Here is a 17,577-nt window from a genome sequence, read left to right as displayed (position 1 = left end):
TCGAAGAACATGGAACGGATCGAACGGATACAGATAGGGAAACGAGCGAAGCGCAAAGTCTACGCCGTGGACCTATTCTGCGGTGCCGGCGGGCTTACGTACGGACTCGAGAAAGCGGGCATCGACGTCCGCCTTGGGGTCGATATCGATCCTGCCTGCGAGTATCCCTTCTCTGCGAACAACGCCGCCAAGTTTCTTCTAAAATCCGTCGAAGACCTCAAGGCGGAAGACCTCGAACGGGTATTTCCTAAAAACGGTATCCGTCTGTTGGCCGGATGCGCTCCCTGTCAAACATTTTCCACCTACAATCAGAAGGCGACCCCGGACGACAAACGGTGGTGGCTTCTCTTGCAGTTCGCGAGGCTCGTCGAGGAAATATCTCCCGAACTCGTCACGATGGAAAACGTTCCACGACTTCAGGATCAAGGCGTCTTCGAGGAGTTTCTCGGGACCCTCCAAAACGCCAAATATCACGTCCACATCGATATCGTGAATTGCGAAGAGTACGGGATACCCCAGCACCGCCAGAGGCTCGTTCTCCTGGCTTCGAAGCTCGGTCCCATTCGTTTGCTGTCGCCTGGGGAATTCGGTGCCGAGCGCACCACGGTTAGAGAAAACATCGCCGACTTACCGCCAATACGAGCGGGCGAGATGGAGGAGACAGATCCATTGCATCAAGCCTCTATCCTTTCGGACCTGAACAGGAAGAGGATCGAGGCATCGAAACCCGGAGGAACTTGGCGAGACTGGCAAAAGACGCTGGTCGCCGACTGTCACAAGAAGAAAACCGGCAAGACCTACCCGAGCGTCTACGGTCGCATGTGCTGGGACGAACCGGCTCCCACGATTACCACTCAGTTCTTCGGATTCGGTAACGGACGTTTCGGACATCCAGATCAAAATCGTGCGATCTCGTTGCGTGAAGGAGCGATTCTGCAGAGCTTCCCGAAAGATTACGAGTTCGTCCCTCCGGGGCAACCCATATACAAAAAAACGGTCGGAAGGTTGATCGGCAATGCCGTGCCGCCGAGACTCGGAGAAGTGATCGGACTGAGCATAATCCGCCATGTCGATACGTGGATGAAAAATCGAAGGAGAACCAGTGCAGGAGCGAGCGCGAATGCCTGAGAAATCACGATCCGATACGAACAGATATGTATGGAGCCGTTCCGTCCCCGACCCCGGCCAACTCGTCGAAATCAGACGTCGTCAGTGGGTCGTGGGTGACGTCGAGGCATCTGCTTTCTCTTCGACGGGAAACGGGAAGCAACACCTCGTCACTCTGGCCGCCCTCGACGAAGACTCCCTCGGTGAAAGCCTCCAAGTCCTGTGGGAATTGGAACCGGGGGCTCGTGTGCTGGAAAGAGCGGGGCTACCGAAAATCACCGGTTGGGACGAAACGGAAAAACTGGAAGCGTTCCTCGACGCCGTTCGCTGGGGGGCCGCGACCAACGCGGACAGGTCCTTTCTGCAGTCACCGTTCCGAAGCGGGATCACCATCGAAGACTATCAACTCGATCCCCTCGTCCGCGCGATCGATATGGCTCGCGTCAATCTGTTGATTGCCGACGACGTCGGTTTGGGAAAGACCATCGAAGCGGGCTTGGTGATTCAGGAACTTCTGGTGCGCCACAGAGCGAGATCCGTCATGATCGTCTGCCCCGCGACTCTTCAGGTCAAATGGCGGATGGAGATGCAGGAGAAGTTCGGTCTCGAGTTCCGTATCGTAGATACCGATTACGTCAAGACGCTTCGTCGGGAACGGGGCATCCACGCCAATCCCTGGACGTCTTTCCCTCGACTGATTTCTTCGATGGACTGGATAAAATCCGGGGAAGGGCTGCGTCTGCTCAAGGACATTCTTCCTCCTCACGTGACCTATCCACGCAAGTTCGACATCCTCGTAGTGGACGAGGCCCACAACGTCGCGCCCGCGGCCGCGACCAGATACGCGCTGGAAAGCCAACGCACGCGATTGATCCGCACATTGGCTCCCCATTTTTCCCATCGCCTGTTTTTGAGCGCGACACCTCACAACGGATATCAGGAATCGTTCACCTCCCTTCTGGAGCTTCTCGACGACCAACGTTTCGCCCGGACGGTGATGCCGGACGAAAGGCAACTCCATCGGGTCATGGTAAGACGAATGAAGAGCGACATCGTCGACGCCGACGGTCAGCCGGTCTTCCCGGTCCGACGGCTCCAGTGCCTGGAAATCGCCTATTCGGATGAAGAACGGGATATCCATCGCTTGCTGCGCGAATTCACGGCCACGAGAGCCAACAGCGTCAAAGGAACACGGTACGAGTTCGGGACCGACTTCGTGCACATGCTGTTGAAAAAACGACTGTTTTCGTCTCCGATGGCTTTCGCCATCACCTTGGCGAAACACAGAGAGACGCTGCTACGAGGTCGCCCTCGGACCGCCACGGCATTGGACGATCGAATACTCCGCAAGGCGATCGTTCGAAGCGAGGAGGAGTACTCGGACGAAGCGAAGGCGGAAGAGGCCCATCTCGAAGCGGTCGAAGTGGCGACCGAAATGGCCGTAGCGCTCGGTGAAACGGAACGTGCCATGCTCGACCGCCTCACCGAATGGGCCGAAAAACACAAGAACCGGGTGGACGCGAAGGCCAAGGCCATCCTCCACTGGCTCGATACCTATCTGAAACCTGGCGGACACTGGAACGAAAAGAGAGTCATCCTCTTCACCGAATACCGCGCCACCCATGTCTGGCTCCATCAGATTTTCACGGCCAACGGGTACGGAGGGGATCGTCTCGCCATCCTGCACGGAAGCATGCGCCCCGACGAACGCGAAGCCGTCAAGGCGGCCTTTCAGGCGAATCCGGACGTAGCCCCGGTTCGGATTCTGTTGGCGACCGACGCCGCTTCGGAAGGAATCGATCTTCAAAATCATTGCAACTACCTGATCCATGTCGAAATTCCTTGGAATCCCAACGTCATGGAGCAGCGTAACGGCAGGATCGACCGTCACGGCCAGAGGCAGAAGGAAGTCTTCATCTGGCACCCGGTGAGCCAAGGATTCGATCCTCGTGAAGTATCCAGACACCGGAAGGTCGGCGAAATCGAAGGGGATCACGAGTACCTCATGAGGGCGGTCCTCAAGGTGGACACGATCCGGGAGGATCTGGGCAGCGTAGGCCCCGTCATCGCCAAACAGATAGAAGAGGCCATGCTCGGAAGACGGACCGGTTTGGACACCGGTGCAGCCGAGGCCAAAGCGGCGAAAGCGCGTCGGTTCGTCGCTGCCGAGCGCAAGCTGCAGGAGAGAATCGCACGTCTACACGAGAAACTCGTGGAGGCGAAGAGAGATTTTCGTCTCGATCCGGAAAACGTGCACCGTGCGGTCGAAATCGCCCTCGAACTCGCCGAGAAGCCGCCGCTGAAATCGGTTTCGTTGTCTGGCGTTCCGAATGGCAAGGCGTTCGAAGTGCCGGTGTTGCCCGGTTCGTGGGGACGGGCGACCGTCGGACTCGAACATCCACACACGGGAGTACGACGCCCCATCACCTTCGATCACGAAGTGGCGAAGGGACGTGACGACGTGGTTCTGGTCCACCTCGAACACAAGCTGGTCCAGATGAGCCTCCGCCTGCTGCGCGAGGAAATATGGAAGCTGGACGACGTCAAGTTGCTACATCGAGTCACCGTTCGAGCGGTTCCCGACGAGGAACTCGCTCGGCCTGCAGTGGCCATCTGGTCGCGCCTGGTAGTTACGGGCGGCGGGCATCATCGGCTCCACGAGGAATTGACTCTCTCCGGCGGCGAACTGGAACACAAGTCTTTCAGAAGGATCGCTCAGGTGGGCAAACTCGAAGCGCTCGTCGAAAAAGCAGAGCCGGTTTCTCCCGGCGACGATCTCTTCGCGATCCTCAAGGACCGATTCGAAAGAAACGAGGAAGCGATCCGGGCAGCCGTGGAGGCGCGCTCTCGCGAGCGGTTGAAGTACCTGGAGAACACGTTGAATCGCCGCAAAGAAAGCGAGATCGCCGATCTCATGGCCATCCTCGACGATCTGGCAAAAAGCATCCGGAAAGAACTATCCGACTCGGGACCGCAATTCGTTCAATTGACGCTCTGGCCCGAGGAAGAACGCAACCAGTTGAAGAGGGATATCGAGGCGTTGAAAGCCAGGCTCGCCCGTATCCCCGAAGAGAAGAAAAGCGAGGCTGCCGCCGTCGAAAGCCGCTATGCCGACCCCACTGCCAGAACGTTCCCCGTGGCGGTCGTTTTCCTCGTTCCTCGCTCCTCGACCGGAAAGGTACGACCGACATGACGAACCCTTCGAGACATACGGAGTGGCTTTCCCTCGTCGAGGTGTCCGGGCCGTTTCTCGCCTTGCCTGTCCTGGAGAAGGCGTTCCCCCAGGGCTTGGACGTCGTCGAGACTCCAAAACGGCAGCGCCTCCGTGCGGCATACGATGAATGGTGTGATGCAGTCGAGGACAACGACCCTCTGCTCGCCGATCTTCATCGCGAGTGGATTCGACTCGTGTTCACGGAAATCCTGGAATACGACGGTTCGACACTGACGACGGATGCCGAGAAGGCCAAAACATACATGGTGGCTTCTCCGGAGCGAACCGAGACGTTCGCTCCCGACTGGATGGTAGTGTCGCCATCCGATGGCAAGCCTCGCCTTTTCGTTTCCGTCCAACGACCGGGGACCGACCTCGAAAAGGCACAAAAGGACGACAGATGGCCCGCGTCGCTCCTCGAGCGGATGGTGGCGCTGTGTCGATCCCACGCCGTTCGACTGGGAGTGATCACCGACGGCGAACGGTGGACGCTGGTGAACGCGCCCGTCGGGGGAATGTCGAGCTACGTCTCGTGGTACGCCCGTCTTTGGTTCCAGGAGCCGATCACCCTCAAGGCTTTCCAGTCCCTCTGGAGCGTCAGGCGCTGTTTCGGCCAGCCGGACGAGACCTTGGAAGCGTTGCTCGACAGCTCGCTCGAGCATCACGAGGAAATCACGGACACTCTCGGCGAACAGGTTCGCCGTGCCGTGGAAGTTCTCGTCCAGTGCCTGGACAAGGCCGACGCGGACCGCAACGGAGAATTGCTACGGGACGTCTCGCCCGCCGAGCTCTACGAAGCCGGTTTGACCGTCATGATGAGGCTGGTGTTCGTTCTCTGCGCCGAAGAACGTGGACTCCTGCTTTTAGGCGATCCCGTCTACGACGAGTGTTATGCCGTATCCACGCTGAGGGGGCGGCTCGCCGAGGAAGCGGATCGTCACGGTCCCGAGGTGCTCGATCGGCGGCACGACGCGTGGGCTCGTCTTCTCGCCGTCTTCAGAGCCGTTCACGCAGGGATCGACCACGAGGCCCTTCGACTACCCGCCCTGGGCGGTTCGCTGTTCGATCCGGATCGTTTTCCGTTCCTGGAAGGGCGGTCCAAGGGTACCAGTTGGCGCGATTCCGCCGCCGCACCGCTGCCCATAGACAACCGGACGGTCCTGCTTCTCCTGAACTCGTTGCAATCGCTGGAGCAGTCCGGAGGGGCTCTCCTGTTGTCTTACAGGGCGCTCGACGTCGAGCAGATCGGCCATGTCTACGAAGGCCTCCTCGAACACACCGTCGCCCGTATGCCGTCCGTGACCATAGGGCTGACAGGTTCCAAAAAGGCGAAGAACCCGAATCTCCCCCTCTCCGAATTGGAATCGGCGCGCATGGACGGGGAAGACACCCTCGTCGCCCTGGTGAAGGAAACCACCGAACGCAGCGAATCCGCCATACGAAACGCATTGACTCGTCCCGTGGACGAGACCGTCTTCGGGCGGCTGCTCGCCGTATGCGGCGGCGACACGACGCTCGCCGAACGCATCCGCCCGTTCGCCAACCTCGTTCGAACCGACGCATGGGGCGAACCCATCGTCTATCGCGAGGGAGGCTTCATGGTCACCCTGGGTGCCGACCGACGCGAGACGGGCACGCACTACACGCCGAAGTCGCTCACCGAGGCCATCGTCGAGACGACGTTGGAACCGGTCGTCTACATCGGGCCGGCCGAGGGTAAACCGCGGGCGGAGTGGAAACTGAAAACTTCCGCGGAATTGCTGGAACTCAAGATCTGCGATCCCGCCATGGGCTCCGGGGCGTTCCTCGTGCAGGCGTGCCGATGGCTCGCCGAGCGTCTGGTGGAGGCCTGGGCGATCGAAGAGGGGGCAGGCGGATTCGTCACCGCCGATGGCGAAGTCAGGCCATCGCCTGGTGGAGCCGATCCCCTTCCCGGCGGTATGGACGAACGGCTGTTGACCGGGAGGCGTCTGATCGCCGAACGGTGTCTCTACGGTGTGGACGTCAATCCCCTCGCCGTCGAACTGGCCAAGCTCTCCATCTGGCTGGTCACTCTCGCGAAAGGGCGTCCATTCGGCTTCCTGGACCACAACTTGCGCTGCGGCGACAGCCTGCTCGGTATACACCGGCTGGACCAGCTCACGAAACTCATACTGAACCCGGACGACGGTCCCTACCAACAGCGCATCTTCGGCCAGAACGTGGCCGGTTCGGTCGCCGAGGCGGTGGAGATCAGGAAGCGGTTGCGGGCAGTTCCGATCCGGGACGTTCGCGATGTCGAAACCATGGCCCGCCTGGACGCCGAAGCGAGGAAGAAACTCCAATCCATCGAATTGGTTGCGGACGCCATGATCGGCGAGGTTCTGCGGGCGAACGGAAACGCACGCACAATCGAATCCGCTCTGGATTCCCTGGCGATGCAGACGGACGCTTTCCTCCGCGGCGATATGGAAGCTGGCAAGGAGATTTCGAGGATCGCACGGGCCGCGTTGTCCGTGGATCTACCACCGGGCAAGCCTCCGAGAAAACCGTTCCACTGGCCGCTGGAGTTTCCGGAGGTGTTTTCGCGACAGAACGGAGGGTTCGACGCCTTGGTAGGCAATCCGCCCTTCCTCGGTGGTCAGCGTATCACGGGAGTCCTCGGATCGTCTTATCGGGATTGGCTCGTGCATCATGTCGCCGGAGGACGTCGCGGTTCGGCCGATCTGGTCGCTTACTTCTTCTTGCGGGCTTGGAGCCTGATACGAGAAGGGGGCGGATTCGGTTTGCTTGCGGTCAATACCATCGCCGAGGGCGACACGCGCCAGGTTGGGTTGGAGGCCATGGTCCGTGCGGGTGCCGTCATCCACGCGGCCTATCCCAACGAGCCCTGGCCCGGCAAGGCGGCGGTCGTCACCAGCCGCGTCCATGTCCACAAAGGCGAATGGCGCGGCGAACGCTCGCTGCTCGGGCGGCCGGTGCCGTTCATCTCGGCCTTTCTTTCGGATCGGGAAGAGTGGAGCCCGAAGCGGCTCAAAGCCAACGAAGGTATCGCTTTTCAGGGCTCTATTGTACTGGGCATGGGCTTTATCCTGACACCCGACCAGGCTCGGCGCATGCTTGACGCCGACCCGCGCAACGCCGACGTGATCTACCCCTACCTCAACGGCGAGGATCTGAACTCCGATCCCGAGCAGCGGCCGAGCCGCTGGGTAATCAATTTCTGGGACTGGCCGGAGGAGCGAGCGCGCACCTACGAGTTGCCCTGGAAATGGACCGAAGAGCAGGTCAAGCCGGAGCGTCTTTCCAACAAGGATAAGGGTGCACGCGAAAAGTGGTGGCTGTTTCTCCGAGCGAGATCTGAGCTATATCACGCCATCGGCCGTGGTCACCACTTCGAGCGGCATCCGGAGGGGTGGTCCTCGGGCAGGCGCCAATCATCAAGGGTGCTGGCTATCACTCGCGTCAGTAAAACATTGGCTTTTTCGTTCGTCACTTCCAATATTGTATTCTCGGATGCAACCGTGGTGTTTTCACTTGCTCAAGAGCGTGACTTCGCACTGTTGCAGTCTAATATCCACGCTGTTTTCGCGTGGCAGCATGCCTCACGTCTCAAGAGCGATTTGCGTTACAGTCCGACGGACGCACTCGAACCTTTTGCTTTTCCTGACGGATTCCGTGAGACAAACAACGACTCACTTGATGACTTGGGACGTCGGTTTCATCAAGCCCGCATTGAAATCATGCGAACCGAGCACATTGGCCTGACTATGTTGCACAACCGCTTCCATGACCCGTCGGACGACGATGTTCGAATCGTGGCCATGCGCGAACTGCATCGAGAGATGGACCTCGCCGTCGCCCGCGCCTACGGCTGGGACGATCTCGACCTCGAACACGGTTTTCACGAAGTGCCGTATCTGCCGGAGAACGACCGGGTCCGTTTCACCATCTCCGAGCGCGCGCGGCGCGAAGTGTTGCGCCGTCTGTCGGAGTTGAACCGTCAGCGCTACGAAGAAGAAGTCCAACGAGATTTGCATGGCGAAACCATGAACGGGTGTCGAACGACGAGAGGTCGAAGAGGAGGAACGAGGAAATGAACGATCCGAAAAGACGAAGATTACGTTTTCACCATGGGAGAGAACGCGCATGACGAAGACCGAGACGACGAAGCGAGTTCCGGCCATGGGGGAGATCGGGGCATGGCTCGTACGTGGATGTCCGGATGTCCGCTTCGACAATTTGAAAATCACCGTCGATCATGTTTCTGCCGACCTCCAAGGCATCCGCGAAGGCGACGGCCTTCTGCTCGTCGAAGAAAAATCCGGATCGCTCGATGTCGCATTCTTTGCTCGTATATACCGCGTGCGGCGTGGCCTCGACGAAACCGCGTTATTACTAGACGGGCTGCTTCCGGTGGAACCTCCCCGACCTTCGAGAGATTTCGGTATCCAGCCGCCGACCGTGGCTGTCTCCCGCCTGGAATGGCCGACTTTCGAATCCGCCCTGAAGACGGCCTGTGGCATCGAATTCCCGGCACTTCCCGTTTTCGAAGGGAAGACGGCACAGGAACGGGCCTATATCCGGGATCTCCTGCAATGGGCGGTCGAAGACGACCTGCTCGGACCCGCCGACGGACCTGTCGAGGAAATCATAGGGATGAGTGTGCGGGACCGGTACCTGGTCGGCAAGCTCGCTCCGCCGGACACCCGAGTTTCCGACGACCAGGTGGAAGACCTGCCGGACGCGGCGATCGCCGACCCGGAAGGCGACGACAGAGAGGCCGAGGCGTCGACCAGCAATTCGTTGGTGCCCTCGTCTTTGGGTTTCACCTTCTGCGTCGACGGATCGGCGAAGGCCGTCGAGGTTCGCGCGAGTTGGGGAAGGTACGAACGTACGGAGAGCGAGCGGACGACCGAAGACGGAAAACCGATCCGTTGCTGGAAACGGATACCTTCCGGTGGTACCGCCATCGTTTCGTTGGAACACAGGATCGTCGATCCCATCGTCGTGGACAGCGCCTGCCCCGACGTGGTCGTTCAGGGAACCGTCGGCGATCCGCTGCCGAACGGCGACCGTCTGGTGACCCTCTTCCTGGTGAACTGCCAGACCAAGCCCGACGAAAATCAAGATCAGGCGTGGGTTTTCCAGCCCGAACTGATCGTCAGGGACCCGGAAGGACAATCCATCTTCAGAAAGAGACCTTTGCTATCCGGCATCGGATCGGACGAAGAACGCGAATCGCTGGAGATGATTTACCGGCGGCGGGTCGAGTTCGCCGTCGGACACGGAGTTTCCGTCCACGCCACACCGTCGGCCGACGATCCGGAACGCGCAGTGGAGGTCAGGACCCGCGTATTGCCCCGGTACGAGGTTTCGGTCACAGAGACACCCGGAACCGCTGCGGACGACAGGCCCGTCATGAAACGTCTCGCCTCCGACGGCTCTCTCGACATGTCACGTCTCGCGGAAATGGAACGTGCCGATCTCGTCGCCGTCCTTGATGCTCTGGCGGACGACTACGCCGCATGGATCGGAGAGCTAAGGGAGAGAACGAAAATCGACGTACAGGGGTACGCTTCTTCTGCGACGGCCGCCATCGACAGATGCGAATCCATTCTCGAAAGACTTCGAGAGGGGATCGAGGTTCTGAAATCGGATGACGCGGCGCTCGAAGCGTTCCGCTTCGCCAACCGTTCGATGGCGTCGCAACGTGTCCACAGCGTCTATTCGCTCAGGGTGCGGCGGGGGGAAACCGTCGATCTCGCGAGCGTCGACATTCCCGAGAACCGCTCGTGGAGACCGTTTCAGTTGGCCTTCATCCTGCTGTCCGTTCCCGCCCTGGCGAATCCCGTGCACCGCGACCGGACGGAACCGGTGGAAGCCTTCGCCGATCTTCTGTGGTTCCCGACCGGCGGCGGGAAGACCGAGGCCTACCTCGGCGTGGCCGCTTTCACCATGGCCATACGCAGATTGCAGGGAAACATCGGCGGACTCGACGGAGGCCGGGGATTGGCGGTGATCATGCGCTACACTCTGCGATTGCTCACCATCCAGCAGTTCCAAAGGGCCACCACTTTGATGTGCGCTATGGAGGTGCTGCGACGTGTGGACACCGCCAAGTGGGGTGCCACGCCTTTCACGATCGGGCTATGGGTCGGACAGCGCGTGACACCCAACACTACCCAGGAAAGCCACGAAGCCATCGAGCGGGAAAGGGACGGAAAGTACGGAACCGGTTCCACGCCGGCGCAATTCACCTTCTGTCCTTGGTGCGGCTCCGAGATCGTACCTGGGCGAGACGTCAAAGTGGTCCGTGACATCGGCCGGACCTTCATCTTCTGCGGTGACAAATACGGAACCTGCGAATTCGGGAAGGTCAAGTCGCCGGACCTCGGTCTGCCGGCACTCGTGGTGGACGAAGAGTTATACCGCCATCCACCCTCCATGCTGATCGCGACTGTCGACAAGTTCGCCACGATGGCTTGGCGAGGTCAGGTGCGAACGCTGTTCGGTAGAGCCGACACGGAATGTCCGCGTCACGGGCTTCTGTGGCCCGGAGCCGATTGCAGCGGCACTCATCGGAAAAAGGGGTCTCTCCCGGCGACCACACCACGACCGACGTTGCCGATCCGTCCGCCGGACTTGATCATCCAGGACGAGTTCCACCTCATCGGCGGTCCATTGGGCACCATGGTCGGTCTTTACGAAACGGCCGTGGACGAACTCTGTTCGTGGACGTTCGAAGGCAAGAAGGTCCGACCGAAAATCGTCGCGTCGACCGCGACCGTTCGGAAGGCAGACGAACAGGTCAACAACGTCTTCCTCCGCCGCGTGGCGGTCTTTCCTCCTCATGGTATCGACGTGGAGGACAATTTCTTTTCCGTCCAGCGATCGATTGATCGGAACCCCGGACGCCGGTACATGGGCATCTGTTCGCCCGGTAGCTCGCGTCCCGCCGTCCTCATCCGGGTATACGTGGCCTTGCTCACGGCCGCTCAATCCCTGTTCGAGCGATTCGGGCAGGCGGCCGATCCGTACATGACCCTGGTGGGCTATTTCAATTCGCTACGCGAACTGGGCGGAATGCGTCGGCTCGCGGAAGACGACGTCCAGACCCGTTCCTATCGTGTCCAGATGAGCGACGTGTCTCGACCGGGGCTGAGCCAGCGCTCCATTCGAAACGTCGACGAACTCACCTCTCGAGTTTCGAACAAGGAGATACCGAGAAAGCTCGACCAATTGGAGGTCAAGTTCAAGGCGGCCTGGGCCAAAGGCGAAACTCGCGCCATCGACATCGTCCTCGCCACGAACATGCTATCCGTCGGGGTGGACGTAAATCGGCTCGGGCTGATGGTCGTCAACGGGCAGCCCAAAAACACGGCGGAATACATCCAGGCCACCAGCCGTGTCGGCCGTGTCTTTCCTGGTCTGGTCTGCACGGTACTGACTTGGTCCCGTCCGCGTGACCTGTCGCACTACGAGACCTTCGAACACTACCACGCGACTTTCTACAAACACGTGGAAGCGCAATCCGTCACGCCTTTCGCACCCCGGGCGCTGGACAGGGGTTTGACGGGCACGATGGTGAGCGTCATGCGCCTCGTGAACGATCCCTTGAATCCGAATCTCGGCGCCCAGACCCTGGACAACTCGGGGAGACCGGAGGCCTCCACCGTGAGAACCGTGGTTTCCGATCGTGCCTGGAAAGTGAAGGACAAGGCGGCACGGTCGCTTGCCGACACGATGGTGGCGGATCGCATCGATAGATGGGTGAAGGAAGCGATCAAGGCAGGACGAAGACTGGGTTACGAGACCGAGCGCGGTCAGGGGGACGTCGCCGCACTCCTGAAAAAGCCCGGTGCGACGGCCTGGGACGAATTCACCGTGCCGTTTTCGATGAGGGAGGTCGAACCCGGTGTCCGGCTCGTCATGGACGTGGCCAGACTCTCCGACCCTCCACAATGGCGCGCCAGGGCGAGAGACACGGAAAGCGACGGAGGTGAGGCATGAGTACCTATCTCGTGGGGCAAGTCCGCCCGAGTCAGTTGCTCTGGACATACGGTCCCGGAGCGCTGGTCGATCTTCCGAACCTGTCCGTCGTGACGATGGGCCTCGATCGCTGGGACGTCAATCAATGTCTGCCGGTGGAGGAGGCCAGGTTGCTCGCGGCCGTGCGCCGGCTGCTCGGCCCACAGGTCGAGCGTCTGCGTGTTCCCCCTTTCGTCCGTGAGGAAGGGGCAAGCCCCATGTCGGCGGAGGGCAAGATCGGCGTGCCGGTCAGGCCGTTCCCGCGATGGCTGCGCTGCGTGAAATGCGGATTGCTGGCGGAATACGATTCCGGCCTTTTCGACATCAAGCCGTATCCTTACAGGCCGGAACAGACTCATTTCGTGCATTCGAACTGCGAAAAAGGAAAAAACGCGGACGCGGTGCCGGCCCGCTTTCTGCTGGCATGCAGGAACGGACATCTCGACGATTTTCCATGGCACTGGTTCGTTCACGGTGGACCCTCCGAATGTAGAGGCACGCTGCGTTTCTTCGAGCGAGGGGCGTCGCTCCAGACGGAGAACCTCTGGGTGAAATGCGACGCGTGCGACGCCGCCCGATCCCTCGTTCACGCGTTCGGCAGAGAAGCCCAACAGAATCTTCCGGCCTGCAGGGGAAGGCACCCGCATCTCGACACTTTCGATGCATCGTGCCAGGAATCTCCACGAGCAGTATTGCTCGGGGCCACGAACAGTTGGTTCCCCGTCTCTCTTTCGGTATTGGCTATCCCCTTGGAACGGAATCAACTGAGCCAGCTCGTCCTCGACGGTTGGGAATATTTTGCGGACGTGGAGTCCGCAGACGAATTGAAAGTGGTGATCAAGACTCTGGTGAAGAGCGGGAGTCTGCCGGGAATCGAACGTTTCGACATCGGAGACGTATGGCGCTGCGTTCAGGAGCGGCAGGAAGGCAAGGGCGACGATACGTTCGTCACGGAGGGGGATCTCAAGATTCCCGAATGGGAGGTGCTGACAGCACCCACTCCTCCGACCGATTGGCCGCAATTCATGAGTCGACCGGAGCCCCCGCCCGCCGCGTACACGGGGAGGATCGCAGGTGTTCTGCTCTTGGAAAGATTGAGGGAAGTGAACGCATTGATCGGTTACACCCGAGTCGAGGCTCCGGAAGAGACCACCGATCCGGACGAGCGGCCCCCGATGGCGGCGTTGTCGCGTGCACGTCCCGATTGGATTCCCGCTTGCGAAGTGCATGGTGAGGGAATCTTCATTCGATTCGACGAGGAAGCCGTTCGAAGCTGGGAAGATATTCCTTCGGTCAAGCGTCGCAGCGAAAGACTGGAAGCGGGACACAGAGGGTGGAGAAACGCTCGTGGACAGGACCCCGAAAAGGGCTACCCCGGTATCCGCTACGCCATGATCCACACGTTCGCCCATCTCCTGATTCGGGAGTTGGCACTGGAGTGTGGATACAACGCGGCCAGCATCCGAGAGCGTATCTATGCGAGTTCGGACCCCGATTCACCCATGGCCGGAGTCATCATCTACACGGCTGCCGCCGATTCCGACGGAACCCTCGGTGGGTTGGTGGAACTGGGAAAGTCGGAGAACCTGGGACGCCTCATCGGCCAGGCTCTCGAACGTGCGACCATCTGTTCTTCCGATCCGCTTTGTTCCGAGCACAATCCCAGCGTCGATCGTTCCTTGCACGTGGCTTCCTGTCACGCCTGCACGTTCGTTGCAGAGACCTCGTGTGAACGGGGCAATCGTTATCTGGACAGGGCATTGCTCGTGAACACGTTCGAGTGCCGCGATGCCTCTTTCTTCCAAGGGGGAGGCGGCGGCAATGAATGAACTATGGCAGATCATCGCGGAGCTCGGCTTGGAACTGCACCCTGATCGTGTGGCGGCAATCGCTTCGAAAATCGAGTCGTTGGGATCGGTCGAACAGTTCGCACTGGTCAAGCCGGTCTTCGGTCCCAATGCGGACAAGTCCATGATCGGCCGGTTGGACGCCGCCTGGCGTGAAGCCAACCAGGTGCGTCCAGGCGAGTTGGCCGCGGCCTTGCGCGGGGCTTCGGCCACCGCGGCGCTCCATGAGCGGCATGGTTCCGTGGAAATGGTGTGGACAGGGCCTTCGACGGGAATGGTACCCGTCCGACACACGGAACAGGTGCTCTGTGAGGTTATCGAGTCCGCACGCAACCGGCTGTTTGTCGTTAGCTTCGTCGCATACGAGGTGTCATCGATAATCAAGGCACTGCAGGATGCGGCAGGCCGTCAGGTCCAGGTGGACATCCTTATGGAATCCTCGACCGACCGTGGCGGAAAGGTAACGGTCGATTCCTTCAAGACGATGAAGACCGCCGTTCCCTCCGCGAATCTTTACGTTTGGCATGTCGGAAACGGGGAAAAAGGCGTCTCCGACCCCACGGGGTCTGTGCATGCGAAGTGCGCGGTTTCGGACGGAAAGTTGGCCTTCATCACCAGCGCGAACCTGAGTACGGCGGCCATGGAAAGAAACATGGAACTGGGAGTGCTCGTGCGGGGTGGACACCTGCCGGACGAGCTCCATAGGCACCTCGAAGCGCTCGTGGCGACTGAAACTGTGGAACGGATTTGAATGGATACGGTGGACATGCGAACGAGATCACGAATCATGGCCAGTGTCGGGCAGCGCGACACGGGTCCCGAGATGCGTCTTCGCCGTGCTCTCCATCGACTGGGGCTACGATATCGACTACATGACCGAAAGCTGCCTGGATCGCCAGACCTCGTCTTTCCCCGGTTCAGATCAGTGGTGTTCGTGCACGGGTGTTTCTGGCATGTCCACAAGGGGTGCAAACTCGCTACCGAGCCAGCATCCAGAAAGGACTTCTGGCGCGAGAAATTCGAGGCGAACCAGAAGCGTGACAGAAAGAACTACGATTCCCTCCTGGCCAGCGGATGGAGAGTTTTGGTCGTTTGGGAATGTGCACTCAAAGGCAAGAAGGATGAGGAACTCGAGAAATTGGGTGCACACGTGCGGTCATGGCTATTGTCCAAAGAGAGATTCGGAGAACTCGGTTATTCGGATGTGGTGTCGGTTCATAACCTGGAGATGAGCGGCGACGTCGAAGGCGGCAAACCTGGAAAGGAAAAACGCGATGAGCGATAACGAACATCCATATCGGATGACTATTGACCTCAACGTGCTCGACCATTTGGCGGACGGCCTATACAGTAGCGTCGCCGCCGTGATTACGGAGACCGTTGCGAATGCCTGGGATGCTGATGCGACCGAAGTTAGGATTGACCTCGATATCTCCGGAGACCGCATAGAAATCGTAGATAATGGAATCGGGATGGACCTATATGCCGTTAACGAACGCTATCTTCGAGTCGGCTATCGACGCCGGAGAGATGGCGATACAACTCCTGGTGGACGATCGGTAATGGGCCGGAAGGGCATCGGGAAGCTCTCGCTCTTTTCAATCGCTGACCTGATCGAAATAAAGACTCAAGCAAACGGTGCAGAGCCAGCCGGTCTGAAAATCATATCCAGTGATTTGAGAAGGGCAATGGAGACAGGCCTTAGTGTATACAATCCCGAACCGGTAGCGGTTTCCCAGGGAACGTTCGTTAACGAACATGGCACTCTCATTCTTGCATCTTCCTTGAAACGCAATCGTCTTCGCGAGATGGCACCGGAGTCGCTTAGACGCCGGTTGGCCCGCCGTTTTTCCGTCATTGGAAGTGATGGTTTCCGTGTATTCGTGAATGGAGTGGAGGTAACCGCAACCGATCGAGAGGATCTCAAATTCATCGAATATCTTTGGACACTTGGCAACACGACAGTAGCCACCACATCGTGCGTGAACCTGAAGAAAACGGAAAGTCTGGACGGCCGTGACGAAACATGGAATCCAGAATGGCAAATACAAGGGTGGATTGGCACTGTGGATCGTCCTAAACGCCTTGCCACGCCGGAAGGAAATCTAAATTCGATCATAGTCCTCGCTCGGGGACGGTTGGTGGACGAGGATGTGTTGGCGAGGATAGTAGGCGCAGAGGTCTATACAAAGTATTTGACCGGCCAGGTGGAAGCGGATTTTCTCGATGCATCCGAATCTGCCGACATCGTGACCAGCAACCGGCAAAGGGTCATCGAGGATGATGCTCGGGTCGGTGCTCTGACCGTTTTCCTCCAGAAGGCACTTCGCAGGATAGCCGAGACGTGGAGCGAACTCAGGGCGACGGACAAGACGAGTGAATTGCGTGGACGATATCCGCGTATCGGAGAATGGCTCGACGGTTTGCAGGAGGGCTGGAAAACGAAAGCGGAAAAGCTTCTCGAACGTATCGCTACCATGGAGGTCGGAAAGGACGATACAGACCAAGAGGAAAGCCAGAGGACACTTCTTCGTCACGCAGTTTTCGGCTTTGAGCGGCTTCGACTCCGTGGGGACGCCGAAGAACTTGAACGAGCGTTGTCGAAAGGCGTGGATGCCCTTCTACGACTGCTGGCCGACCGGGACTCTTTGGAGGCGTCGTTTTATCGAGATATCGTGCGCAATCGATTGGACATAATCAAGGAACTCCAGGGATTAGTCGACGAGAATCACCGGGAGCGCGTTCTGCAAAAGTATCTGTTCGATCACCTTTGGCTGCTTGACCCCGCGTGGGAACGCGCCACGGGCAGTGAGGAGATGGAGCGGAGATTGCGTATGCACGATCCATTCCGCGATGACGACAGGACTAAGGAGGAGTATGGTCGAGTCGACATTCGCTACAGCACCTTGGCTGGCAAGCACGTAATCGTGGAGTTGAAGAGAGCGTCGGTACGCGTCGGTATTTACGAACTCGCTGGGCAAGGAGCCAAATACGTGGACGCCATGAAGGAAATCTTGCCTGTGGAGGAAAAGGATAGAGCTCAAATTGAAGTCGTGTTCGTTGTCGGCGCGAACCCGCCCGATTCCTCTCAACGGATCGAAGATGCGATGAACAGTGTATCTCCCGGTTCGAGAATCTTGACTTACGAGATTTTGATCGGCAGGGCTCGGGCCGCATACGCCTCGTATCTCGAAAGGGCGAGAGCGGCAGATCGAATCGACGGGTTGTTCGACCAGAGGGACAGGAGTGGTAATCCAGAACCATCGGAAACTGCGGCAGATGGAATGGACGGTGATCCGCCTGTGGCAGCATGAAGTCGAAGAGGATTTCGATGCATGCATTGATCGGATACTCGCAGCGGTCCGCGGGCACGAAGAGAAAGCCAACTCAAATCAGGAG

The 17,577-nt window shown here is 59.2% G+C and carries 8 protein-coding genes; all 8 read left to right on the top strand.

The window, feature by feature from the left end:
- Positions 1–9 precede the first annotated feature (9 nt).
- From QMG16_RS13365 to QMG16_RS13330, 8 genes are read left to right on the top strand one after another with little or no spacing between them, the layout of a single operon-like run.
- The gene (locus QMG16_RS13365) at positions 10–1,128 is read left to right on the top strand and encodes a DNA cytosine methyltransferase (protein WP_281794914.1); all 1,119 of its coding nucleotides are present in this window, start codon (positions 10–12) and stop codon (positions 1,126–1,128) included.
- Positions 1,121–4,300, top strand: a complete 3,180-nt coding sequence (gene drmD, locus QMG16_RS13360; RefSeq protein WP_281794912.1) for a DISARM system SNF2-like helicase DrmD — start codon at positions 1,121–1,123, stop codon at positions 4,298–4,300. The genes QMG16_RS13365 and drmD overlap by 8 nt, the downstream gene beginning before the upstream one ends.
- A complete protein-coding gene (locus tag QMG16_RS13355) occupies positions 4,297–8,400 on the top strand; it encodes an Eco57I restriction-modification methylase domain-containing protein (protein WP_281794910.1) in 4,104 nt (1,367 codons plus the stop codon). The genes drmD and QMG16_RS13355 overlap by 4 nt, the downstream gene beginning before the upstream one ends.
- A 49-nt stretch (positions 8,401–8,449) precedes the next feature.
- Complete coding sequence (drmA, locus tag QMG16_RS13350) at positions 8,450–12,313, top strand: DISARM system helicase DrmA (RefSeq protein ID WP_281794908.1); 3,864 nt, start codon at positions 8,450–8,452, stop codon at positions 12,311–12,313.
- Positions 12,310–14,160: an MrfA Zn-binding domain-containing protein gene (gene drmB / locus QMG16_RS13345; protein WP_281794906.1), complete on the top strand. Its 1,851-nt coding sequence runs from the start codon at positions 12,310–12,312 to the stop codon at positions 14,158–14,160. The genes drmA and drmB overlap by 4 nt, the downstream gene beginning before the upstream one ends.
- Entirely contained in the window at positions 14,153–14,929 is a 777-nt protein-coding gene (gene drmC, locus QMG16_RS13340; protein ID WP_281794904.1) for a DISARM system phospholipase D-like protein DrmC, read from the top strand. Before drmB ends, drmC begins: the two co-directional genes overlap by 8 nt.
- Positions 14,930–15,463 carry a very short patch repair endonuclease gene (locus QMG16_RS13335; RefSeq protein ID WP_281794902.1) on the top strand — a complete coding sequence of 178 codons (534 nt, stop codon included), beginning with the start codon at positions 14,930–14,932 and terminating at the stop codon, positions 15,461–15,463.
- Positions 15,453–17,492 carry a BbrUII/HgiDII family restriction enzyme gene (locus QMG16_RS13330; RefSeq protein ID WP_281794900.1) on the top strand — a complete coding sequence of 680 codons (2,040 nt, stop codon included), beginning with the start codon at positions 15,453–15,455 and terminating at the stop codon, positions 17,490–17,492. Before QMG16_RS13335 ends, QMG16_RS13330 begins: the two co-directional genes overlap by 11 nt.
- Positions 17,493–17,577: the final 85 nt, after the last annotated feature.

Origin of the sequence: Desulforhabdus amnigena (genome assembly GCF_027925305.1) — a bacterium.
GTDB lineage: Bacteria > Desulfobacterota > Syntrophobacteria > Syntrophobacterales > Syntrophobacteraceae > Desulforhabdus > Desulforhabdus amnigena.
This window is presented reverse-complemented; position numbering and strand designations above follow the sequence as displayed.